A 22487-nucleotide genomic window follows, 5' to 3' on the forward strand; every position below is an offset into this window, starting at 1 on the left:
GGTAGCCTTTAGTTAATTTAGGAGTCGCTGCAACACACCAGCAGGGCTCATGCCATAATCTTCGATTTCGACGTTAATGACTTGCTCAGCCCAAAGATCTGGCTTATCTATCTTTCCTTCTTCGTCTCTTTCTGACGCAGGTAACTTTAACTCTTGAGATGAACCTGAGTATATTGTTGCTCCTTTACCTCTAGGATATTTTCGACACCGCATTCTAATTTGAATTTTAGAATGATTGAATTTATCAAAATAGGGATAAAGAGCACTTTCTTCAAATTCAATAATTAAACCCGTTAAACTAGAATTAACGAAGATATTGGTATTTTGCCAAAAGTAATCCAACGCCGTTTGAGCTTGTCCTGTGGGTGCGACAGCAATTAATGAGCTCCAAGGTTTTCCAGCTAATAGTGGGCGAATGTCCAGCTGAATGTCTAAGTAACCAAGCTCTGATTCTGGAATATGACCTGGTATTTGCACATTAAACTTTGCAACTTGGAACTTGCCTTTGGAGGTTACCTTGTCATATATCCGAGAAGGTGTGTGTAATTGTACAACAGATACGTCGCTAACTATTTTTGGAGAAAATAACTGATCATAGAGACTATGAAGTGCATATTCAGGGTTTGTCTTCCAGCAGTAATAGGGGTTGTCACCAAACCAATCACGCTCGCCACCACCATATGCGTCACTGCCCCAAGGGCACGCTTTAATCCAAGCTTCTAGTGGTTCATCGCGTAATAGATAATAAATACCATACCCAAGTAATACCAGAATGAGTCCTACATAGCCCAGTTTACTCATGGGGTTTAAAATAACGCCTCTGGTGATCGTGGCAAGTATGGTTGGCGCGGTTTCAACTGCTAGCGCGACAAAGCCTGCTGTTACAATACTGAGGCCTGCAGCGCCACCAGAGTCACCGCGTTTAAACGCGTAATAGGCATCAAAGCCTGACAATCCGGCACTATATGCAGATGCTAAGAGGTTTAATCTAGCTGTCCATGTAATGATGTTTGCTTTTTTTGCAAACTCAGGACCAAACTTACGAACGGCGCTGAGATTTCCTTTAGCCATTTTGTACTGTTGAAATTCTTGATATTGGCGCAGGCTAGGTAACCCAACTTTCATCTCTGTGACCATTGAGAGAGTAGAGAAATGAATCGCTGCTAGATCAGCAATACTACCCATGAAGTCAACGAGTTTTCTATCTCCACTCATATCCCAATTCAAAAAGGCTTGTCGAAAGTTAGCGACTTCAAAGATATATACAATACCGAGTATACCCGCCATTCCTCCCTTTAATGACTGCCCAGATACAGACTCGGTCACAGCCGCATTTTGCCATTTTTGTAAGTTTGCGAGCCTATCAGATAACTTTTTAAGTGTTGCATGTTGATTATCTAGCTCTGTTGCATACTGTTTTGCCTCTTCTACTGCCGCATCGTATATCGCTTGTGCTGTTGATTCTGCTGACTTGGCTGAGACATCAGCACCAGTAATTTTTATCAAATATGCAATGGATTTGTTTTTGCTTTCAATCGTTGTGATGGTTTCCGCTTGATTGAGAGACTGGGTTAGAAATTCAAGTCGTTTGTTTAAATTTAGTACGTCTTCTAACGATAGTTTGAGCTTAGAGCCTCTATATCCAACGTCTATTTTGCGTTTATTACTGCCGCGAATAATTTGGTTGAGTTCTTTAATTTGCTTTTCTGCAGCCAATTTTCGAGACTGAGGATCAAGTGGCATATACCCTTCAGGAAAATTCCCGTTGAGGTAATCTTGCACTCTCATTTCCACTTCAACTAGGTACCCAGGTGCTGAGATATCGACCAAGCGCATCAAAGGTTGCAACACGTCCGCTTTTGCATCAATGAGCTTTGCAAACGGATACTTCTTCCAAGCATTGTTTACCTTCACAAAAGAGTTAACCTGTTTTCTAGAACGACTGACGGCAACTTTTGCTTTAGCAAATTTAGCCTCTAACTCTCGTAGACGCGCACGTTCCTGTTCTAATTGTTGATCAAGCTGCGCTCTGCTCATTCCATGTTCTTGCTCTGTTAAGTTTTCAAGTACACTCTTCTTATACTCATATTCAGCACGCTTTTCTTGTAACTCTTTAAATGCTTTTGCTTTTTCTCTTTCAGCGTTGATAAGGGCTTGTTCTGACTGCGCTATCTCATGTTGTGTTGCATCCATTGCCTCACGAGTTTGGGCCTTTTGTTCCCCAAGCGTTCCCGGATGTGTAGAGAGGTTATAAGCGGCCTCTGGAATTTCGAATAAACTGCCTGCTAAACCCATAATCACTTGGGAGAGGCGGCGCCCCATTTGCTCACTCTCTTCTTGTGGCAAAATGGCTTCTTGAGCATGGATCTTTTGTATTTTGGCGCTAGTTAAAGGCAATGCAAAGCGATCATATTCCGCCTTTTCGTAGTCGTGTAGTTTGTCGCCTGTGGGCTTTGGAAACAAAAATTGGGTGATTTGCTTAGCTGGTTTTGTCGGGTGTTGACCCAGACATTGCAGGATAAAATCTTGCCCCTGATAGCCTGAACTTAACTCATGCCAAAACTCTTTGTCTGTATTAAGGTGTGCAAGCGGTGCGGCTGGGTGAGGCTTTAACGCGAGAAATACATCGGTGACTAAGTCGTATGCTTCAAAGAACCTCAGATCTGATTGGTAGGCATAGTCTTTAAAGCACTCAGTAAAACCTGCACTAAGAGATTCTTGATTTAAGAACTCGACTAGCTCGTCAGAGATTTCTGCAATGCGACGAGCAAGTTTTTGGAAGGCCTTTTCTTCCAAAAACTTGAAGAATTTATCTTCCTCTAAATGAGAAGTGCGCCAGTCCTTTAATTTATTGGCAAAGTCGACGGCGTCTTCATCAGATTCTACAAGAGTCTCTCCACTGCCTTGAATTTCAATGTCTTTATCTAAAATCGAATCGGCTTGATGGTAAAAAACCTGCACCATAAAGCTGGCGAGTTCATACTTAGCTTGTTGTTGCAGATCAATTTTACCGGTTGCACTATCTAACCCTGATAATTTGTTGAGTAAATGCTGAATATCCGTGGTGAGATCTTGAATTTGTGAGATGAAATATCGAGCCACATGGATCCCGTCAAAAATCGGCACTTGGGCGATTTTATCGCGTTCTGGAAGATGCAGCTTTTGATGAAGTGTCGGGGTGTTAACTACTTTGCCTTGGTCGTTATAGCCTGTGGCAAATTGCCCTAAGTTATCCAGCTTCGTCATGCGCTGTGCTCTGAGCGCTGCTGCATCTCCTGGGGCAGGGCTATGTCTTTCTTCGTCAGCGAGTGGTGTGCCGGTATTTAAGCGCGGATCCTGTTCATTAAAACCGCCAAACAACAAGATCTGTTCCCACGACCACTGTACTTCAGACCATGCGATTTCTACGCTTACTTCGTTGCCATTTAATTTATGCGGGACGAGAATGCTGCTGGTTGGCTTACAGGTTGCTGCACGCGTGCCTTGCGGTCGAGTGTTTGGCTTATTGGCCGACTTTTTCCAACTTAAAAAGCCTTTTTGCCAATACAAATTTACATCTGAGAATAGCGCCGGAGCGTCAAAGTCTTCAGGTTCGATAACTTGTAGTTCACGCCATAAATAGCCATCGACATAAATATAGATAAATCCGCTGGTTACCGGAGAGGCCGATTGTAGTTGTTGTTCTGGCGTGTCGTATAAAAATGGATAAATGTGCACCAGCTCAATGTCGGCATCTCTGCTTTGTTGGTCTACCGTGTTTGAAGTGTAAAGGGGGACCTTATAATAGCCTTCTTTCGTGCCATCAACCGAGGTGTCTTTGAGCATCAAAGACACCACTTCTTTGTCGCTTGCATAGCCCTCAAAAACAAGTTCTCTAAAATTACCGTTAGCATTGGTTTTGGTTGGTAAAGTGTGGCTCATCCTATCTTCACCTCTTCATCGCTTGGTTTACTACTGCCCGACACTTTTATATTGATCTTATTCGTACCGTCTTGGCTTAGTGGTTCTGCGCCAATTACTACATCAAGGCCTGCAGGAGTGGCACCACCGGGTTGGTTTAATGGTGCGGGGGGCGTATTTTTATTATTAGATACCATTAAATCTCCCTGCCTAACCGCCGGTTTTCCCTCGATGTAAACATCAAAGCTGCCTTGCAGAAACTCTGCTTTTTTACCCAATGTTCGACTAGCGATACCTTTTTTATTACCGGGCTGGTCTCCCGTACTTTTTGAAAAGTTAGACTTGATATTGGCTGCACCGTTACCTTGAATTTTTACTGAGCTGGCAACGCTTGCGGCGTCTGATGAGCGGGCGATGTTGCCATAAGGAATAGGCACAACCACTTTGCCTATCTTAGTCAAACATACGTCTACTGTGCTTAACACACCGCCGCTGCCACTATGCACAGCGGTTCTACCGTTAATGAGAACATTGGTATTTGAAACGATAGCTGCTTGTCTGGCTTCGGCTTCAAAATCTCTGGCAACATCACTCTCAGTTCCTACTTGCCAACCCAGTTTAAGGGTTACCAAATCTAAGAATGCTTGTGGGTCGCTAATTGGCAGATTGACATCCATTCCCGTTATTGGCTCAATATGCGGTAGAACAGCCGTTTGGTTTTGTTCATCCCATTGTGGTGGGTCGATGATGTAGTCAGGAATAAACGCATTGACCATTTGGCCTAAGGTAAAATCGCCGTATTTGGCTCTTTCGATTTCTTCTAAAAAGGCTTGCTCACCCGCAGCACGGTCGGGAAATATCGCAATACGGTAGGCTTGTCCCAGCGCTTGATTTCGCTTTGCACTAATATTCAATGGCAGTAAGGCTGGATTGTTGTGCCGCCAAGAAGCAGAACCTGAGGTTCGTAATTTGGCAGTTTGCGCGTCGACATTGTATTGCACGCTCTGGGCTTCGCTGCCTGCACCGGCGCCGATAAAGCTCATTGTGTTGTCCTTAAATTATTCCTTTAGTCGCAGTTGTATTGGTTTTATCTAATACAAACGGCGTAATTGTTCCGCATAGTCTGCGCTTTGTCAAAGTGTGAATTATTGTGAGCGTTTATTAACGTGAGCTGTATAAAACAAGTACGAGTGGCAATGAAGGTGGAAGTGAGTGGATAAACCACCTTACTAATGCAAAGTGGTTTGGGTCGACTTGGATTGATAACTTCTGGGAGTTAGGCAAAGCTTTCGTTGATGAGTTCTGCGCTATAGCCTGCGTCGGCAATAATAGTGATGATCTCGTCTTCTCCTTTGGTGCTTGAGATTTCAACGATTTTATCATCGAGGCGGACATTCACTTGCGCTTGGCTATCAGCCGCTTGCATTGCTTCTGTGATTGCTTTTACGCAGTGACCGCAGACCATTTTTTCTACTCTTAGTCTTAACATCATTATTTCCTTTGTGGATTAAAGTGTTTGCACTGTGAAGCTTCCCTTGATGGTAAGGTCAACTACTATTTAACAATAAGCTTCTGTTAGATGAATGAACAAACAATTTTATTTGACCTTACCATGAGGGTAAGGGTTAGTGTCCAAAAATGAGAGTTAACGCGTTTGCGGAGATAGAAATGGACAAGGTAATAAAATTTAATGTATCGGGCATGACATGCGCCTCGTGCGTTGGCCGAGTTGAGAAAGCCTTAGAGAAAGTGTCTGGCGTTGTCAGCGCCAGTGTTAACTTAGCCTTGGAAGCGGTGTCTGTTGAGGGCAGTGCGGAAGTGTCGGCGTTGGTGAGTGCGGTTAAAGATGCTGGCTACAAGGTCAATACCAATGAAGTGCAATATCAAGTTAAAGGCATGACTTGCGCGTCTTGTGTGAGCCGAGTGGAAAAGGCGGCGCAAACATTACCGCAGGTAATTAAAGCCGAGGTCAATTTAGCGACTGAAAAGCTAACCTTAACTTTAGTGGCAGAGTTACCGTTCGCTGAAATCGAAGCCAAGCTTAACGACGCCGGTTACACTGTGGTACAGCCACAAGCAGACCCTGATGAGTCAAGCGAACAAGTGGCAGCAATTCCCTTTTATCGCGCTGATTGGTTCCCGGCAGTGGCGTCACTGACGCTCACCTTACCTATGGTGTTACCCATGTTTGCCATGTTGTTTAACCAAAACTGGATGCTCCCGGCGTGGATGCAATGGGCATTGGCCACGCCTGTTCAGTTTTATTTTGGTGCGCGTTTTTATCGTGCAGGATGGGGAGCAATAAAAGCGGGGACGGGGAATATGGATTTGCTGGTGGCCATCGGCACCAGTGCAGCGTATGGCCTGTCGCTGTATTTGTGGTGGACATTCAGCGGTGAGCATGGCGCTCCACATTTATACTTCGAAAGCAGCAGTGCTGTGTTGAGTTTGGTGCTGTTGGGCAAGTATCTTGAACACCGAGCCAAGCGACGTACAACCAGCGCCCTTAAAGCGCTTGAAAGCTTAAGGCCAACATCGGCTATGGTCTGGCGTGATAACAGTTGGCAAGAAGTCCCAGCTGCGGCAGTAAAAAGCGGCGAACGACTTTTGATCAAACCTGGTGAGCGTATACCGGTTGACGGCGTTGTGGTTGAAGGCCACTCACAGGTAGATGAAGCGCTTATCAGCGGTGAAAGCGTGCCTGTTTATAAAGCACAAACAGATAAAGTTACTGGTGGTTCGGTGAATCTTGATGGCGTGCTTGAAGTGGATGCAACCAGTGTTGGCGCGGAATCAACGTTGGCAAAAATTATTCGTTTGGTAGAACAAGCACAAGGCGCGAAAGCACCAGTGCAAGCGTTGGTGGATAAAGTGAGTGCGGTATTTGTACCAGCGGTATTGGTAATTGCGCTCATTACATTTTTTGCATGGGGGCTCAGCACAGGAGATTGGCCAACAGGTATTCTGAATGCGGTGGCTGTTCTTGTTATTGCTTGCCCGTGTGCGCTTGGTTTAGCAACACCTGCCGCGATTATGGCAGGTACAGGCACTGCCGCGCGCTATGGGATCTTAGTAAAGGATGCTGGTGCATTGGAGCAAGCAACTGCCATCGATATGGTGATTTTTGATAAAACGGGCACGCTTACGGTGGGCAAACCAGAGCTTAGCAATATGCACACTTTTACGTATCATCAAGACGATGTGTTACAGCTGGCGGCATCGTTACAGCAATACAGTGAACACCCGCTTGCCAAGGCGGTGGTAAACAAAGCACAAGAAAAGCAATTGTCATTACTCCCTGTAAGCGACTTTAAAGTGGTAGCGGGTAGAGGCGTTAAAGCACAATACCAAGATAAAACAGTCTATTTGGGGAGCGGTTTTTGGATGCAAGAGTTAGGCTTAACTTTACCTGCGCTACCAGAAGAAATACCCGGTGCTTCTTTATCTTGGTTAGTAAGCCAAAATAGTGAACTGAGCAGCGAGTTTTTGGCGCTATTTTACTTTACTGACGAGCTTAAAGCTCATGCCTATACCGCGGTCAAACAGCTTAAGCAGCAAGGGATCAAAGTTGCAATGTTGACTGGAGACAGCCAAAGTAGTGCACAGTACAATGCTAAATTGCTGGAACTGGACGATTATAAAGCGCAAGTACTGCCAGAGCACAAAGCTGAGTATATTGCTAATGCCCAACAGCAAGGTTACTGTGTGGCAATGGTCGGCGATGGGATCAATGACGCCCCAGCGCTGGCACAGGCTGATCTGGGTATCGCAATGGCTACCGGTACGGAAGTGGCGGTAAGCGCGTCGGCAATGACGCTGATGCGTGGCGAGCCAAACTTAGTGGCATCTGCTTTAGCGATGGCAAAATTAACCTATCGCAAAATCAAGCAAAATCTATTTTGGGCATTTATCTTTAATGTCATTGGCATTCCATTGGCAGCACTGGGTTACCTTAACCCTATTTTTGCAGGTGCGGCGATGGCGGCCAGTAGTTTACTAGTCATTAGCAATGCGTTGTTATTGCAACGTTGGCAACCAAAGGAGTAAACGTCATGGAAAAACTGATCACAATCGGCGAAGCCGCGCAGCGTACTGGGCTCTCGGCAAAGATGATCCGCCATTATGAAGCAAGCGGGCTACTAAAGTGCAGCAAACGAAGTGAAGCGGGTTACCGGCTGTACGACTCGCAACAATTACAATTGCTAGGTGTGATAAAGCAAGCACGAAAATTGGGGTTTCCTATTGCGCAGATCCAATCTTTACTCGATTTGTTACAAAACCCAGACCGTACTAGCCGTGAAGTCAAATCGATAGCGCAGCATCATTTGAATGAGATTGAGCATAAAATCAATGAACTTCAGCAAATGCGCGAGACCTTGAAACAGCTGTCGGACAACTGTAGTGGTGACGAAAATGCAAACTGTCCAATTTTAGATGGGCTTTGCCAAAATAGCCTAAAGTAGCCGAAGGTTAGAATAGCCAAACGTTAAAAAGCCAGTCTTCAATGATGAAGACTGGCTTTTTTGTTGTGCAAAATAGCGCTAAGCTTCGAGTAATTGTCTTGACTGAGTAAGTGCGAGCAGTGCACTTTGTAACCTTGGCAGCGCCGCTTCAATTTCACTCGGTGAAATAGTACAAACGGCAGCGCGATACCAAAGTTGTGACGCTTTAGAACGACAGCCGAAACTGGCGAATGGCACCAGTGCTAATCCTGCGCTATCAATTAAATATCGACTGACTTGATCTGCATTTTTGAGTACGTTTCCGTCGGGGGTTTCCATATTGATGGCGTCGATCTTCAAGGTCATATAAATGCCAGCATTTGGTATAAATGAATCGATTGCCATGCCTGCGCCTTTCATATCCTGAACACCCTGATGCAGTACCGCCATTGAGGCTAGTATTTTTTCTTTAAAGTCGGCTAAATAACTTTGTAGATAGGCTTCATTTTGAAATAACACCGCGGTGGCAAGTTGCTCTGCCGTTGGGGCCATTGCACCTATATGTTCTTGGATTACCTGCATTTTTGCTATCACTTCGTGTGGGCCTGTCGCCCACCCAACTCGAATGCCTGTTGCGGCAAAAGCTTTGGTGCCAGCATCAACCACAATTAAGTAAGGCTTGATATCTGGGCAAAGCGACGCCGGATGATAATGCTCAACCTCTTGCATTGTCAGCATCCAGTACACTTGGTCGTAGATAACATAGAGCGGTTTGGCGTTTATCGTTCTGCGGCGCACGTTTTCTGCGACAACCATGTTGCAGATTTCACCGAGCTGTTGCTTTGAAAACATGGAGCCATTAGGGTTTTGTGGTGAGCATAAGGTGATAAGGCGCGCATCAGATATATGCGCTTGAAGCTGTTCCGCTGTAGGTAAAAACTGATTTGCTTCGCTGGTTTCAATTGGCACATGCTTGCCACCACACATGGTGGTGTAAAACATGTTATTCCAAGAAGGCACAGGGTAGATCACCTTGTCTTCTGCGCTCACTGTGGCGAGCATCGCAGAATACAGCAAAGGTCTTGCACCGCCAGAGATCAGCATCTCCGTATCTGGGTTGTAGCTGACGTTAAAGCGCTTTTTAGTTTGTTTTGCTACCTCATCGCGAAGTGATAATACCCCCTCAAGCGGGGGATAATCGTTATGCTTGTTCTCGTAGGCTTGCTGGATCTGTGCGGTAAGGTAGCCGGGCATCGGAAATTGTTGCGTGTCAAAATCTCCAATGATCAAATCACAAATTTCCTTCCCCTTAGCAAGTTGCTCCTGCACGTAAAACTCAAGGTGAATAATGTCCGAGTAATCAAGTGCATTGGCTAAATTTGATAGGTTTTCCATTGTTATATTTTTCTCCTTAAGTATTTGTTCTGGAATAATTTAGTATTATTTAAACGAGTAAAGTTAGCGCTGCGACTTCTCTAACTTTGTTGAGTGCGAAGTCAATTTCGGCTTCTGTAGTATGCCTGCCTAGGCTAAAGCGTATGGTTGCCTGTGCCAGTTCATCCGAAAGCCCAAGTGCGGTTAATACGTGGCTTGGCGATAGGTTGCTTGATGAACAAGCTGAGCCAGTACTGACTGAAATGCTTTTCTTTAATAAGCTCAGCATTTTTTTACCGTCGGTGTCATGAAAAGAGACGTTACAAACATGGGGGAGTCTTTCTTCGCTCATGCCATTGACTTGCACCTGTTGCAGCTCCAGTAAACCATCTTCGAGCTTGTCTCTTAGCTGCTCAACTTTGTCAATTGCGCCATTGCTCAGTTCTCGCTGTGCAAGTTCCACAGCCTTGGCAAAACCAACAATGCCAGGCACATTTAACGTGCCACCACGTAGCCCTTGCTCGCTTCCACCACCGGTGATCTGCGGTCTAATATCAACCACTCTATTGCCATGCTGATGTCTTAAATACAGGCCGCCAACCCCTTTAGGGCCATAAATTTTGTGTGCCGAGCAAGTTAAAATATCAATAGGGCAAGTGGTCAGATTGATATCGACCTTGCCTAGCGCTTGTGTGGCGTCAGACATAAATAGAATGCCATGTTGCTTTGCAATAAAGGCAATGTCGTCGATTGGATTAATGGTGCCAATTTCGTTATTTGCGTACATCACGGTGATTAAAATCGTTTCAGGCGTGATTGCGGCCTTCATTGCGTCAATATCAAAGCTGCCATCTGGTAGCGGCTCAAGATAAGAAACGCGAGCGCCTTCATGTTCTAGATCTCTAAGTGTTGCAAGCGTTGCTGGGTGCTCAATCGACGAAGTAATAATGTGCTTGCCTTTGTGATTACAAGCACGAAACACGCCGCGGATCCCTAAGTTGTTGCTTTCAGTTGCGCCAGAAGTAAAGATAAAATTTTCAGGTTGTGCGCCAAGTGCATCTGCAATTTTTTCACGCGCTTGTTCGACCGCTTTATGGGCGTTCCAGCCATGTAAACCATACATGCTCGCAGCATTACCAAAGTCGTTACAAAAGTAAGGTAACATGGCTTGTAACACAGCTTCGTCGCACGGTGTTGTGGCGTTATGGTCTAAATAGATAGGAAAGCGTAGCGACGCTTCCGTGGTGGACTTACTCTCTAGTGCTGTAATGAGTGACATAAAAAATCTCCGTATAAAATTGGGGCAACAGTCAAATTGAAGCGGATAAATGCGTGCGTTACGCTTCGCAAGCTTCGGCTAGGGTGCTGGTTTGGGTGTTAATGGAATAATCTTCCATATCAAAGTCAGACAAGAAGATATTGGAGATCTTAACGATATTGTCGCCAAGGCTTTCGTCTTGTAGGAAAAGTCCTAATGCTACTTCAGTACCGTTCACGACTTTGTGAAAGTCATCCATTTCAGAGAAGTCCATAATGTGGAATACCCCTGCCTGAGGGTTCATTTTCAGTGCTTTTTGGTATGTATCTTTATAGTGCTGCGCCATGATAAGCGGGCATTTTGCAGTCCATATATCCTTATCTTTTGACTCAGCTAAAACGATGTCTACTCCCTTACTGTTTTCAAATAGAATTTTAGTTACACCGTTGCTCGTTGCGAGTGACAATTGTGGGAAACTTGCTAAATCTTGCGAGATAATTTTACGTAAAGATTGGATCCCACGGTTTTTACAATTGCGCTCACCCTGAAGTACTAAGCGGTCGCGTTTTACAATGCTGTAATCACTTAATACGGCTTCTAGCTCGTCAGGTAATGGCGCAAGCCCTTGGCTGTCGGTGGCCATTGCTGGGGATGCAGAAATATCACAAGACTCACTACCACACTGTAAGCCCAGATCGTCTATCAACACGCCAAGCACCACTTTAAGTTTTTTCTTGTGCTCTAGAATCGCGTTGTTCGCGACATTTAACACCTTTACCATTGAATCTATTGAGAATTCGGTAGCGGAATAACGCGGATCAAAATGCCCACCTTCTAGATAAAAGGCGGAGACAGTCGGGTAGTGTTCAGCGACATCCATACGGATCATCTCTAGGAGCTTTTGCTCTACTTTTCCAACCATTTTTTCTTTTAATTTCATTTCGTTAGTCTCTATCTGTAGTTGTGTTAAAGGTGTTTAATACCTTTGAGTAACGGCCTAATTAGTTTGTTTACCGACAAGCATGTGCCAAAGCGGTAACGCACGAAGTAATTAATTTCCATGCCCTACTAACAAAGTGAGGTTAATAAAAAGTCAACTTCACCTTAAGGATGAATCTGCCAAGTTAAATAACTGTAAAGATTGCCACGGTGGTAAGGTCAATGTTTGTTTGCGTAAAAATTGAGTTTTTTAGAAGTTTTTTTGTGAAACTTTCATTTCAATTGTTTTAATCGAGTCAGCGCCAATTGGTGAAAAAGAAAACCAAGATCATGCTAAGTGACTTGTTTAATTAATAAACATCTTTTAGGCGGAATAAGAAATCAGTAGGACTATGCAGATTTCTTCACCGAGTTGAGTCATTGCCGTTTGCACGGCATTTGCGTTAATCAAAATAAATGCGATTAGCTAAGCATTTTGGCTAAAAACATTGGGTTACATATCTATGCTTGTTTAGTGAAAAGTGGTTTTTGCAGTTGCTGTAATGTCTCTGTAATCGCTTGTAACTCGGTGTAATAGATAAAATCACGACCCTTAAATATGCTTTTAAAGTAATAGCTTAAAGGAGCATATTAAAATGAATAAAGAACTAGATATTGCCATTGTGGGTGGCGGTGTATCAGGTGTCTATAGTGCATGGCGTCTTCAACAAGAGCTTGGTGATACACATCGCATAGGCTTATTTGAGTATAGCGATCGTATCGGTGGTCGTTTGTACAGTCGCACGCTTCCGGGGTTGCCCAACGTTGTGGCTGAGCTTGGTGGAATGCGCTTTATTCCTGACGATCATGTGATGGTGAGTACGCTGGTGGATGAGCTAAAACTCCAAACCAAAGACTTCCCAATGGGCTCAAAGCTGCCGTTATACCCCTCAAATGCAGAAAGCTCTCCTGAAGCAGGCAGTGAAAACAACCTCTTTTACCTGCGCGGACAATATTTTAGATATCGTGATTTCGCCGAGTGTCCAGACAAAATCCCATACCAGCTTGAAGAAACAGAGCGAGGCTATGGACCGGAAGATCTTCAAGTTAAAGTCATGAACCTCATCTGCCCGGGCTTTGCCGATATGTCTCTTGCAGAGCAGATGAAAGTCAAAGTGTTTGGCAAGGAAATCTGGCGCTTTGGCTTTTGGAACTTGCTTGAGCATGTGTTGAGTAACGAAGCATATCTTTTTATGAAAGAAGCGGGTGGCTACGATGCTAATGTGGCGAATGCCAGTGCGGTTACTCAGTTGCCTGCCACTGAATATAGCGATGATACGGTATTTAAGACCCTCAAAGATGGTTTTCAGGCGTTACCGCTGAAGTTATGTGAAGAGTTTGCAGCGGCACCGGGCTGCCTTGACCGCTGTAAGCGCGTTAACATGTTGCATCGACTTGCAAAAATTGAGCTGCACCACTGTGGCGAGTATCGTTATGAACTCACTTTTCAACCAACACAAGTGAATAGCAGTGGGAAAGTGGTTGATAAAGAGGCTCCAGCGTACAGCGTTAAAGTGAAGCGGCTTATTTTGGCTATGCCAAGGCGCTCGCTTGAGCTAATTGAATCGCCGTTCTTTGACGACCCTTGGTTGAAAGAAAACATTCCATCTGTACTTATCCAAAAAGCGATTAAGATGTTTATGGCATACGAGCAACCTTGGTGGCGCAGTTTAGGCCTTGTTGCTGGTCGCTCTGTCACTGACTTACCAATCCGTCAAACTTATTACATGGGCACGGAATGCGATCAAAAAGCATGCCTTGAATACGAGACCAACGAAAAAGGCGAACAGGTATGTAAAGTAGAGCACACCTATGGTGAGCCCAATACCAACTCGCTGCTAATGGCTTCTTACAATGATATTGGCACTATTCCTTACTGGAAAGGTTTAGAAAAGGGCGAGCATTACCAAGGCTATATGCCAGCCTATGGTGCACAAGGTTATACCGAAAATGAGATAGTACCTAAAAACCAGTATCAAATTACCACCGGGATGGTTGAAGCGGCACATCGCCAAATTCAAGCGTTACATAATCAAAAAGCACTCCCAATGCCATATTCTGCAATCTACCAAGAGTGGGGGGATGATCCTTATGGCGGTGGCTGGCATGAGTGGAAAGCCAATTATCGTCTCGATGAGATCATGTGCAGAATGCGCCACCCGGTTGCGAGTGAAGAAATCTATATTGTTGGCGAAGCGTACTCCTATGAACAAGGCTGGGTTGAAGGAGCGTTAAATACGGCTGAATCAACATTGGCTGAGTTCTTTGCTTTACCAACGCCTAATTGGTTATCCAAAGACAAAGTCCAGTATGAACAGTGGCTTGAGTCACACCATAACTACTTACCAGTAGATTGCCGTAAAGGTGACTGCTCGTGTCAGCATTCAGCGCAACAACCAAATGCTAGCTCAGACACGCTAGACGAAGTCACTGAGTTCGCTTATCGAGGTATTAATCATGAGTACCGCTAATTTTACGGTTGCTGACCATTTACTGTGGCGGTTAAAGCAGTTGGGCCTTGATAAGGTGTTTCAAGTGCCTGGTGACTATGTGCAAGAATTTATGACTGCTCTTGATAACTTTCCTGGTATTGATGCAATAGGTGATGTAACCGAGCTAGGGGCAGGCTATGCGGCGGATGGATATGCAAGATACCGTGGAATTGGCGCGGTGTCGGTGCAATACGGCGTTGGCACGTTCAGTGTATTAAACGCGATCGCCGGCGCTTATGTCGAGCGTAATCCTGTTGTCGTTATATCGGCAAGCCCATCGGCTGAAAACCGTGTAGATATTGAAGAAACAGGCGTGTTATTTCATCACTCTACCGGTGACTATAGCGCTGATAAAAAGGTGTTTGAAAATGTCACTGTCGCCAGTGAAATTCTTTCGGATCCTGCTTCTGCTCCTAAGATTATTGATAATGCGTTACGCCTTGCCATGAGTGAAAAGCGGCCTATTTATCTAGAAGCATGGCAAAACGTGTGGGGCGCAGCTTGTGATAAACCAGATGGCCATTTAGTGATCCCAAAACCTGCATCTAATCCTACGATGATGGCAAGTTTACTCGATAAAGTAATCAACCGACTCAAAGAGGCTGAGAAGCCATTGGTATTATTAGGCATTGAGATAACGCGGCTTGGCATACAAAGGGAAGTTGAGAACTTGCTCTGTAACCTCAATATTCCGTATACCACGACCACGCTAGCCAAATCAGTATTAAGTGAGGCGCAAGGGCTTGGGAAGGAGTTGTTTGTTGGCACCTATGCGGGTGAAGCATCATGGCCTGAAACATTTGATTTTGTTAGTAAACGAGATTGCATTTTAGCGTTGGGCGCGATATTCACCGACGATTACCTGACCATGTTAAAAACGCAAGGTAACGAATTGATCCGCGTGAATATGGGCGAAGCAAGAATTGGTAACTGCGAGCGTTTTAGTGGTATCGATTTAGCACAGTTTATTGATGATTTAACGGTGTATGCCGAGCATTACCCGATGCAGCATCATGCGCTTTGCTCGTTGCCGGAAAATCCCTATTTGAAAAGTCCCGTACAGGATTGCGATACCATCAGCTACGAAAACTTCTTTTGCACATACCAAAAGCAGCTAGCCCAATGTCAAAAGGTGCGTGACTGCAACCTTATTTTAGGTGAGAGCTCTTCGCTTTATATGGCGGCTCGTTTAACTGGCATTGAAGAAAGTCGCTTTATTAGTGACGCTGCTTGGGGGTCGTTAGGTCATGAAACCGGTTGTTCACTCGGCACAGCCTTGGCTGACAATCGGCGTAGTGTAGTGGTTGCCGGCGACGGTGGGTTTATGATGATGTGCCAAACACTGTCTACCATTAGCCATAACAAACTCAATACTGCAGTGTTTGTAATGAGTAACCAAGTGTATGCAATTGAGCAGTCGTTCGTTGATATCTGTGCGTTTACTCCTGCGGGCGCATTTGCACCATTTGATGATCTGCATCGTTGGGACTATAAATCATTAGCGAATGCGTATTCTGTTGAATATTTGAATGTAGAGACCGTCGCGGATCTAAATGAGGTTTTTGCTGCGCTTCATGAAAACTCATGTAAGCCGTACCTCATTAAAGTCAATATTGATAAAAAAGATCTCGCACCGGCGATACAAGATCTCGCCGAAGCCATTACGGGTAACAAAGTGGACGACTGTCCATGTGGAAATAGCACAGCGCAAGGAAACAATAATGCCTAAACAATCCAATAAACCAATCCCTGAATATCAGTTAGAAGAAGCACAAAAGCGTATCGACCGCTATTGGCGCGCGACACAAGGATTTATACTCGCGTTAGAAAGCAAGCATGGCTTTTCTGCGAAGCAGTTGCTTACTTTATTACCAACGGGGGATACTTCGATGGAGGGCTTTAGAGAATATCAAGCTAAAGCGCTTATCTTTAACACACGATTTCAGTTCTCGCCCTCGGTGATTGTGATGTGTAATAACACCGATGATGTAATGCGCGCCTATCAAGAGGCGATAGCGTTTAACTTACCCATTCGGGTGCGCTCTGGCGGCCATGATCACGAAGGGGAGTGTAGCGGCACAGATGTGGTGCTACTGGATTTAAGCGGTTTAAAAGACTTCTCCATTGAGAAAGAAGGTGATGACTATATCGCTCATATTGGCTCTGGCTATCGCTTTTATCAATTAGTCCCAAAGCTTGCAGAATCTGGTTATAAAGATATTCCGCCGTTAACCATTCCACACGGTACCTGTGCCACGGTTGGGTTAGCTGGGTATATTCAAGGCGGTGGTTGGGGCCCGTGGACGCGAGCAAAGGGGATGTGCTGTGAGTCACTCGTTGGTGCGACTGTTATTTTGCAAGATGGCTCGAGAGTTGAGGTATCTGAAACTGAAAACGAAGATATCTTATGGGCGCTACGCGGAGGCGGGGCGTTAAGTTATGGAATCGTAACGGAGTTTAGAGTCAAAGCTTTTGAGCTACCTGACGAAATCCACCGCTTTGAAATTAACTGGAATAATGAGGCGGTTGGCTCTACAGACTTAGCAACTTGGCAGCTGCTCGGCCAGTGGGAAGATGCGATTAACGATACGGGAAAGGATACCGAGAACTTAGTTGGTACTAACCTAAAAATCAACGCCATACCAGATGTTAGCGAGTGTGAAAAATCATCTGGTTACGAAAAAGCGTTAGCGCACCCAAGCACTATGTACGGCTATTGGCAAGGCTCCGAAAAGGCGCTGGTTCAGTTTGCTAAGCGGTATTTTCCTGCTGCTAAAGTGCAGGTGACGGGCACGGACACCAAGCAGAATTATAGTGAAGCATTGATGTCTGACTGGTCACGAAACTCCTTGGCTAATCTCAAAAAACTGGGATTAAAAGGAACGTTAGCTGCAAGCCTGGATGGGGAACCATTTACACCAGATTTTGATGCCCCAGCGCCACACAAGATCACCTCAAAGCTAGTGCGTGAGTCTGGCCTTACCGAACAAGGCAAGTTGGCGCTATTGCGTTCACTCACATCGCCTTTACTGTTTGCACAAAATGCCCCACTTGGACTATTTAGTTACGTCACTTTAGGAGCCATTTCGGGTAAGTTTTATGCCAATGATACGTGTGATGATGCTAAGAAGCGTGTTGCCTTTCCTTATACTACTGCGCAGTACACCATTCAATACCAAACTTGGTGGAATACCGAGTTAAAATACGACGGTAGTTACGACAGCAAACGCCTTGGTCAAGCAAATCCAGTATACCGCTATGTAAACCGTGCACTTGATTGGATTGAAGTTAGCCGCGACACCACTATTGAAGGGGCATACGGCGCGTTTATCAGCTTTAAAGACGCATCCATCCCGACGAAGACCTACTTCCAAGAGAATTATGAAAAACTCATTGAAATCAAAGAGGAGCATTCGGGTTTCACAGTTAAATTAGACTGTGGTAAAAAGGTTTACGTTAACTTTAATCGCCTAAGAACCCGTAAGACAATTATTTAACAGTGTTAAATACGAAGAGCAAAAAGCCAGTATCGGCTTTTTGCTTGGTTTCACCTTGAGGTAGGAGATGTTTCACACAGCAATTTTGTTGTTTTTATATTGGATTTTTGGCTGGTGAGATGAGGGGATTTCTTCGTCAAAAATTCGTTGGAAAACATAAACTGCTCGGCGAGTGAATCGCCTCCTACAAGCCTATTTACGCTACGCAGTAGGAGCTGTTTTACACTGCGATTTTGTCGCTTTTATCATGTGCTTTACGCTGCGGCCTTGAAAGCATTTTAAATATCTAACACCACGACTTCCATTTTGTCTTGCGTATCGTAAGGCTGGATCTGCATTTTTAATTGGCTCTCAGAAAGCAACTCCAGCTGACCTTCTGCGGCTTTGTATTTGCTATGAACGACCTTTACTGCATGAATACCAAATCCGATTTCTCGCTCTAAGCGTAAAACTAAACCATATGAGGTGGTGGCTCCTCGGTCGGTTCGGTAAAGCACATAGTTATCGTCATTGACGTTTAGTCGATTAAGTTCGACAAAGGAGTGGTCGACGCCGCTTCGTTTGATCTCGGAATAATCACCAGCAGCAAAGATGAATACGATGAAACTCGGCACTGCTGCTGCCAAAGTGACTAAGAAGCCAGACACTTTGAGTAACTTGGTGTGTCGAAATAACGACCACAGCAACACAGAAGCGGGTAAGATGATGGCCAGTATCATAACGAAAAGGTAATTATGCTGAGGAGCCGCAAATCTTAATTCCCAAGGCAAATTACTCATATTTAGGGTGACTAGTAATACAACAATGACCAGCGCGATACTTGAAAATCGTTTCATAAATTAAATCTAAACTATAACAAAATCAGTAATACCAAAAATAAGCCCCAGATTATTTAAACAAACTGAATTTCCCAGTAAATTCTTTAAGCTCTGTGCTATCGCCAAACATGCAAATGCCAAAGTACTCTAAGTCTTGTTCAGGTGTTTCTGCGGTGGCGCTTACTTGCTGTTCGGATGTGCCAACAATCATGGTATCTGTAAAATCGGTAAAGGGGATGTTACGAGTCACAAGCTCTGCTCGCATTTTTCTGATTTTATTACTGTTATCTGCTTTAAGCACAATAAATGGGTAGTGCGAAATCGATGGGTGAATGCCGCCATCTTTGTCTTGGTACGGTAAAAAACAGAGCTCATCGGTATTACCAATTTGGTCAATGAGCCCAGCGCTCATATGGCCAAGCGCATTAAAAAGCCGACCAAGTTCAACTTTTTTATTGAGCACAGCAACAAATCGCTTTGAGTTTTCGTCCGGTAAAACGGAAAAATCAGTCATAGACTTCCTTGAGTTAAAAAAGAGGCGCTTAACCATATCATAATAAAGCGATCACCGCGCTTCGGTGTCGATAATTGATTGTAATTCCTTAAAACTTTCCTAAGGAGAGACAGTAAATTTTGTAAGGCCAATCAGTTGTCCTGAATTGGTGACAACATGCACCTCCCACTTACCTGTTGAGTCGGCGGGAAAGTTGGTTTTATGGCTCCAAGCACGATAGCCTTCCTCGCGTCCACCGCTAATATTTAAGGGGATTCGGTCAACCACTTGTTTGTTGTGTACCCATACGTGAAAGATTTTTTCGTTTAGTCCTCGAGGTGCTTTTACCGCACTCCAACTGTATAAGCCTTGTTCGTGAAGCGAATGGGTATCGAGGTGTTGGATACTGTTCATTGGCTTTCGTTGTTGCCTATCAACCTCATAAGCCAGTGCTATGTCGGTGAGTCGTAAGGCCGCAGGGGGAACCCAGCTACGTAGCTGCCACAAACCAGCGCTAAGTGCACTTAGCAGCAGAGCCAATAAGGGAAAACGCCACCATTTTGCGTGTGGCATAACATTGCCAAGACTCGGTAGGGTAAGAATAATGGCGGTGACTAGCGCTATTTGTATACTTTGATCGGTTGTCAGGTGAAGCAAAATTGGTAGCGTAACTGAAATCACAACAAACAAAGCAAAATTATGGAATACCATAAACAGCACATTGTGCCGGGCTAGCTTTTTGTAATATATCGGGTCCACAACGGAGATCAACGCGCAGAGTGCAATTAAGCAGGTAAACGCGGCCTGTGGATGATTCCATGTTGTGGCAGCCAAGAAAAAAGGCAGTGCGAAGAATAGACTTTCCTGTTGCACCATTTGTAGGGCAAAGCGCATGAAGTTGGGTGACAACACAATACCAAAACGTTGCTCCACTTGGTCTCGAAGCCAGTTATCAATAATAAGCCACAGCCAACTGGTGAGTAAAAGCAGAGCGATGATCTGTGAAAACGACTCTTTACGTTCAACTAAAATAAAGCTCGCGATACCGCTACAAAAAGCCAGCACGGCCATCAGGCCCGGCCACTTCTGCATCATCAAAATAAATTTTGTTATTAGGTTTTTGAAATAACGCATGGAAATAGAAATTGCTTGCTGATTTTACCATTGAAGCATCTTAACCATGAATGCAATATGAGCTTGAATACTTTAAAGATTTGTACGTTTAGCATTCGCAAGGGGAGTGGACAGGAGGTTTTCAGTTGTTGACTTTAGATACGCGAGATTTTTAGTGTGATCACAAAGTCTATTAACCTGTGTTTTCCGTTGATGCAAAAAGTGATTGGCTGGAGCACAAAGCTGACATGCTGCACTTTGACTCCAGTCTAGAGGGTTATAGTTTGCTTGTTAAGGGTTTAGACTGGCCAATCAATTCGCTTGAATTTTTGCCTGTTTTTTGATGAATTGCAACAAAGTATTCAATTGGATACTTCAGTTTTGATAGTACCATTTTAGGTGCATTGCGGCTTATATCTACAGGTGTAGGCCAAGTAATAGAAACGCTTCCAGTCGTATTGTTAAGAATGCAAGGGTGGCTTGTACCTCTGAAGCTAGTTACGGAGGTTCCATCAATATTGGCAAACAAAACTGAGCAAGTATATAGCTTGTTTTCTGGGCTGAAATTTTCAATAGCGTAATCGAAAGAAACCTTAATTTCATGTTTTCTTTGCTGTAAGTTGCCAACTTCTTCAACTTCTAGATTGGACAGTGATGCAGTGCTTATTTTTATTTTTGAATAATCTGTTGTTGCGCAACCACTGAGGATGAGCAACGATGCTAAAATAGGTAATATTTTCATTATTTTCTCCATAAAATAAAGTCAGTAATAAGTAGTTAAAACCTTCCATAATTTGCTCTTGTCCAAAGCTTATTTAATGAAAGATAACGTAACGTGTAGATTTGCATTATAGGAAAAGGTAACGAAAAATTAAACTTCTGTCACTGTATTTATACAAGTGAGCTGTGCATCGCAGGTTTTAGCGGCTGTAAATGTATTTTGATTTTTTCGCGAATATCACTCGACTGGTTTTGGCTTAACTTAAAAGCGCCATGCATCGTATTGATTTTAATCTTGAAAAAGTTAATGGCGTTAAACAGCGATTGGCGTTGATTGGCAGGCACGCTATCAAGCTGCCAATCACTATTTGAAAACCGCTCAAAATGCGTTATTTGCGCTTGCATTGACGCGTATTTTTCATCGTCAATAGTAATAAGCGCGAGTTCACCTTCAACTATCACATTTGCGTACAACCACGTGGGGAGCTTAATGTCAGGGATAACTGCGGGTGAGAGGTAATGATCTTCACAGTGGAAAACAGCTTGAATAACACCGACTGTGTGGAAAATCGGGTTATCTTTTGTAGCGTGTCCGAGCAAATAAGCATGGTCATCACTTAATGTTAGCGGTACAAAAACCGTCTTTATCTTGCCTTCCTGTATCACCGTCAGCGTTGCCAGCGGGTGTTTTGTGATCACAGAGCTGAGTATGTTTGGATTGCTTTCAACGTAGTAGTTTCTTGGGTAGCTCATAACTTTTCCTCCAACCTCGCTTTCACTTCAGGCCACATCTCGTCGGTGATGGCAAATCGTGCCGTATTACGATAACTTCCGTCAGGCAGGCGTCTATCTTTTAACGACAAGCCCTCAAAATGGGCACCTAGGCGTGCGATGGCATTACGAGACTTATGATTACATTCATGCGTTTGAAATTGCACACGCACCAGTCCAATCGCTTCAAAGGCATATTTGAGCAACAGGTACTTGGCGTGGGTATTAACGTGCGTGCGTTGAAATTCAGTACCAATAAAAGTATGGCCGATTTCGGCACTTAGGTTGAGTTTATCAAGTCTAAACAAGCGGCTATTACCAGCCAGTTTATCTGAGTCTTTGTCTATGATTGCAACAACAAGCTGTTCGCTTTCGTCAAACTGCGCAGAGCCGTAAAACCATTGCTCTATGGTTTTTTGATCGCGACAATAATTATTAAATACCCACTTCCAGATCTCGGTTTTCTTGCCTCGAGCCAATAACTCAGGTAAATGCGCGGCTTCAAGTGGGGTGAGCTTAACGCGATTGGATTCTAGCGTTTGTTTTGAAAGCATCAATATTCCATTCATTCTGTGTTTTTAATGCTTGCATATTGCGCTGATTTTGGTTGATATAAAACAACCAGATTTAA

The 22487-nt window shown here is 44.3% G+C and carries 17 protein-coding genes; 5 read left to right on the forward strand and 12 right to left on the reverse strand.

All coding sequences use genetic code 11. From position 1 onward, the window contains the following. Positions 1-12: 12 nt before the first annotated feature. The 3 genes from EXT48_RS22610 to EXT48_RS22620 form a co-directional block, all read right to left on the reverse strand. The gene (locus EXT48_RS22610; protein ID WP_130165880.1) at positions 13-3921 is read right to left on the reverse strand and encodes a hypothetical protein; all 3909 of its coding nucleotides are present in this window, start codon (positions 3919-3921) and stop codon (positions 13-15) included. Then, a complete protein-coding gene (locus EXT48_RS22615; RefSeq protein ID WP_130165881.1) occupies positions 3918-4943 on the reverse strand; it encodes a DUF4150 domain-containing protein in 1026 nt (341 codons plus the stop codon). Before EXT48_RS22615 ends, EXT48_RS22610 begins: the two co-directional genes overlap by 4 nt. Positions 4944-5176: 233 nt before the next feature. Next, positions 5177-5392, reverse strand: coding sequence for a heavy-metal-associated domain-containing protein (locus EXT48_RS22620; protein ID WP_239360201.1), 216 nt, complete (start codon positions 5390-5392; stop codon positions 5177-5179). Between the two features lie 176 nt (positions 5393-5568). On the opposite strand from EXT48_RS22620, the gene EXT48_RS22625 reads away from it, so the two are divergent. After that, positions 5569-7947, forward strand: coding sequence for a heavy metal translocating P-type ATPase (locus tag EXT48_RS22625; RefSeq protein ID WP_130165882.1), 2379 nt, complete (start codon positions 5569-5571; stop codon positions 7945-7947). Between the two features lie 5 nt (positions 7948-7952). Continuing rightward, positions 7953-8363, forward strand: coding sequence for a Cu(I)-responsive transcriptional regulator (gene cueR, locus EXT48_RS22630; protein ID WP_010369762.1), 411 nt, complete (start codon positions 7953-7955; stop codon positions 8361-8363). A gap of 78 nt (positions 8364-8441) precedes the next feature. Here cueR and EXT48_RS22635 read toward each other — a convergent pair whose 3' ends face one another. The 3 genes from EXT48_RS22635 to EXT48_RS22645 are packed head-to-tail and all read right to left on the reverse strand — an operon-like array spanning position 8442 to position 11914. After that, entirely contained in the window at positions 8442-9737 is a 1296-nt protein-coding gene (locus EXT48_RS22635) for a pyridoxal phosphate-dependent aminotransferase (RefSeq protein WP_130165883.1), read from the reverse strand. Between the two features lie 49 nt (positions 9738-9786). Continuing rightward, positions 9787-10995 (reverse strand): cysteine desulfurase family protein, encoded by a 1209-nt coding sequence (locus EXT48_RS22640; RefSeq protein ID WP_130165884.1) that lies wholly within the window; start codon positions 10993-10995, stop codon positions 9787-9789. A gap of 58 nt (positions 10996-11053) precedes the next feature. Further along, a complete protein-coding gene (locus tag EXT48_RS22645; protein WP_130165885.1) occupies positions 11054-11914 on the reverse strand; it encodes a hypothetical protein in 861 nt (286 codons plus the stop codon). A 634-nt stretch (positions 11915-12548) separates the two neighbouring features. On the opposite strand from EXT48_RS22645, the gene EXT48_RS22650 reads away from it, so the two are divergent. Genes EXT48_RS22650 through EXT48_RS22660 form a run of 3 tightly spaced genes read left to right on the forward strand, consistent with a single transcriptional unit; the run spans position 12549 to position 17941 of the window. Then, the gene (locus EXT48_RS22650; protein ID WP_130165886.1) at positions 12549-14423 is read left to right on the forward strand and encodes an FAD-dependent oxidoreductase; all 1875 of its coding nucleotides are present in this window, start codon (positions 12549-12551) and stop codon (positions 14421-14423) included. Beyond that, positions 14410-16173 (forward strand): alpha-keto acid decarboxylase family protein, encoded by a 1764-nt coding sequence (locus tag EXT48_RS22655; RefSeq protein ID WP_130165887.1) that lies wholly within the window; start codon positions 14410-14412, stop codon positions 16171-16173. The genes EXT48_RS22650 and EXT48_RS22655 overlap by 14 nt, the downstream gene beginning before the upstream one ends. Further along, the gene (locus EXT48_RS22660) at positions 16166-17941 is read left to right on the forward strand and encodes an FAD-dependent oxidoreductase (protein WP_130165888.1); all 1776 of its coding nucleotides are present in this window, start codon (positions 16166-16168) and stop codon (positions 17939-17941) included. The genes EXT48_RS22655 and EXT48_RS22660 overlap by 8 nt, the downstream gene beginning before the upstream one ends. A gap of 278 nt (positions 17942-18219) precedes the next feature. Here EXT48_RS22660 and EXT48_RS22665 read toward each other — a convergent pair whose 3' ends face one another. The 6 genes from EXT48_RS22665 to EXT48_RS22690 form a co-directional block, all read right to left on the reverse strand. Continuing rightward, positions 18220-18777: a hypothetical protein gene (locus EXT48_RS22665; RefSeq protein ID WP_130165889.1), complete on the reverse strand. Its 558-nt coding sequence runs from the start codon at positions 18775-18777 to the stop codon at positions 18220-18222. 52 nt (positions 18778-18829) lie between these two features. Beyond that, positions 18830-19273, reverse strand: coding sequence for a DUF2000 domain-containing protein (locus tag EXT48_RS22670; RefSeq protein WP_130165890.1), 444 nt, complete (start codon positions 19271-19273; stop codon positions 18830-18832). Positions 19274-19372: 99 nt separating this feature from the next. Continuing rightward, entirely contained in the window at positions 19373-20386 is a 1014-nt protein-coding gene (locus tag EXT48_RS22675; protein ID WP_205992136.1) for a DUF5924 family protein, read from the reverse strand. 256 nt (positions 20387-20642) lie between these two features. Next, complete coding sequence (locus tag EXT48_RS22680) at positions 20643-21107, reverse strand: hypothetical protein (RefSeq protein WP_130165891.1); 465 nt, start codon at positions 21105-21107, stop codon at positions 20643-20645. A 149-nt stretch (positions 21108-21256) separates the two neighbouring features. After that, the gene (locus tag EXT48_RS22685) at positions 21257-21838 is read right to left on the reverse strand and encodes an FMN-binding negative transcriptional regulator (RefSeq protein WP_130165892.1); all 582 of its coding nucleotides are present in this window, start codon (positions 21836-21838) and stop codon (positions 21257-21259) included. Next, a complete protein-coding gene (locus EXT48_RS22690; protein WP_045988419.1) occupies positions 21835-22410 on the reverse strand; it encodes a GNAT family N-acetyltransferase in 576 nt (191 codons plus the stop codon). Before EXT48_RS22690 ends, EXT48_RS22685 begins: the two co-directional genes overlap by 4 nt. Between the last annotated feature and the right edge of the window lie 77 nt (positions 22411-22487).

It is taken from the genome of Pseudoalteromonas sp. CO348 (assembly GCF_004208845.1).
GTDB classification, from domain to species: Bacteria; Pseudomonadota; Gammaproteobacteria; order Enterobacterales; family Alteromonadaceae; genus Pseudoalteromonas; species Pseudoalteromonas maricaloris.

Excerpts from the sequence above, each read along its gene's own strand:
- EXT48_RS22645 (WP_130165885.1), bottom strand. The coding sequence starts at position 11,914 with ATGAAATTAAAAGAAAAAATGGTTGGAAAAGTAGAGCAAAAGCTCCTA.
- EXT48_RS22660 (WP_130165888.1), top strand. The coding sequence starts at position 16,166 with ATGCCTAAACAATCCAATAAACCAATCCCTGAATATCAGTTAGAAGAA.
- cueR (WP_010369762.1), top strand. The coding sequence starts at position 7,953 with ATGGAAAAACTGATCACAATCGGCGAAGCCGCGCAGCGTACTGGGCTC.
- EXT48_RS22640 (WP_130165884.1), bottom strand. The coding sequence starts at position 10,995 with ATGTCACTCATTACAGCACTAGAGAGTAAGTCCACCACGGAAGCGTCG.
- EXT48_RS22650 (WP_130165886.1), top strand. The coding sequence starts at position 12,549 with ATGAATAAAGAACTAGATATTGCCATTGTGGGTGGCGGTGTATCAGGT.
- EXT48_RS22690 (WP_045988419.1), bottom strand. The coding sequence starts at position 22,410 with ATGCTTTCAAAACAAACGCTAGAATCCAATCGCGTTAAGCTCACCCCA.
- EXT48_RS22665 (WP_130165889.1), bottom strand. The coding sequence starts at position 18,777 with ATGAAACGATTTTCAAGTATCGCGCTGGTCATTGTTGTATTACTAGTC.
- EXT48_RS22625 (WP_130165882.1), top strand. The coding sequence starts at position 5,569 with ATGGACAAGGTAATAAAATTTAATGTATCGGGCATGACATGCGCCTCG.
- EXT48_RS22655 (WP_130165887.1), top strand. The coding sequence starts at position 14,410 with ATGAGTACCGCTAATTTTACGGTTGCTGACCATTTACTGTGGCGGTTA.
- EXT48_RS22680 (WP_130165891.1), bottom strand. The coding sequence starts at position 21,107 with ATGAAAATATTACCTATTTTAGCATCGTTGCTCATCCTCAGTGGTTGC.
- EXT48_RS22610 (WP_130165880.1), bottom strand. The coding sequence starts at position 3,921 with ATGAGCCACACTTTACCAACCAAAACCAATGCTAACGGTAATTTTAGA.
- EXT48_RS22635 (WP_130165883.1), bottom strand. The coding sequence starts at position 9,737 with ATGGAAAACCTATCAAATTTAGCCAATGCACTTGATTACTCGGACATT.
- EXT48_RS22675 (WP_205992136.1), bottom strand. The coding sequence starts at position 20,386 with ATGCGTTATTTCAAAAACCTAATAACAAAATTTATTTTGATGATGCAG.
- EXT48_RS22670 (WP_130165890.1), bottom strand. The coding sequence starts at position 19,273 with ATGACTGATTTTTCCGTTTTACCGGACGAAAACTCAAAGCGATTTGTT.
- EXT48_RS22620 (WP_239360201.1), bottom strand. The coding sequence starts at position 5,392 with ATGATGTTAAGACTAAGAGTAGAAAAAATGGTCTGCGGTCACTGCGTA.
- EXT48_RS22615 (WP_130165881.1), bottom strand. The coding sequence starts at position 4,943 with ATGAGCTTTATCGGCGCCGGTGCAGGCAGCGAAGCCCAGAGCGTGCAA.
- EXT48_RS22685 (WP_130165892.1), bottom strand. The coding sequence starts at position 21,838 with ATGAGCTACCCAAGAAACTACTACGTTGAAAGCAATCCAAACATACTC.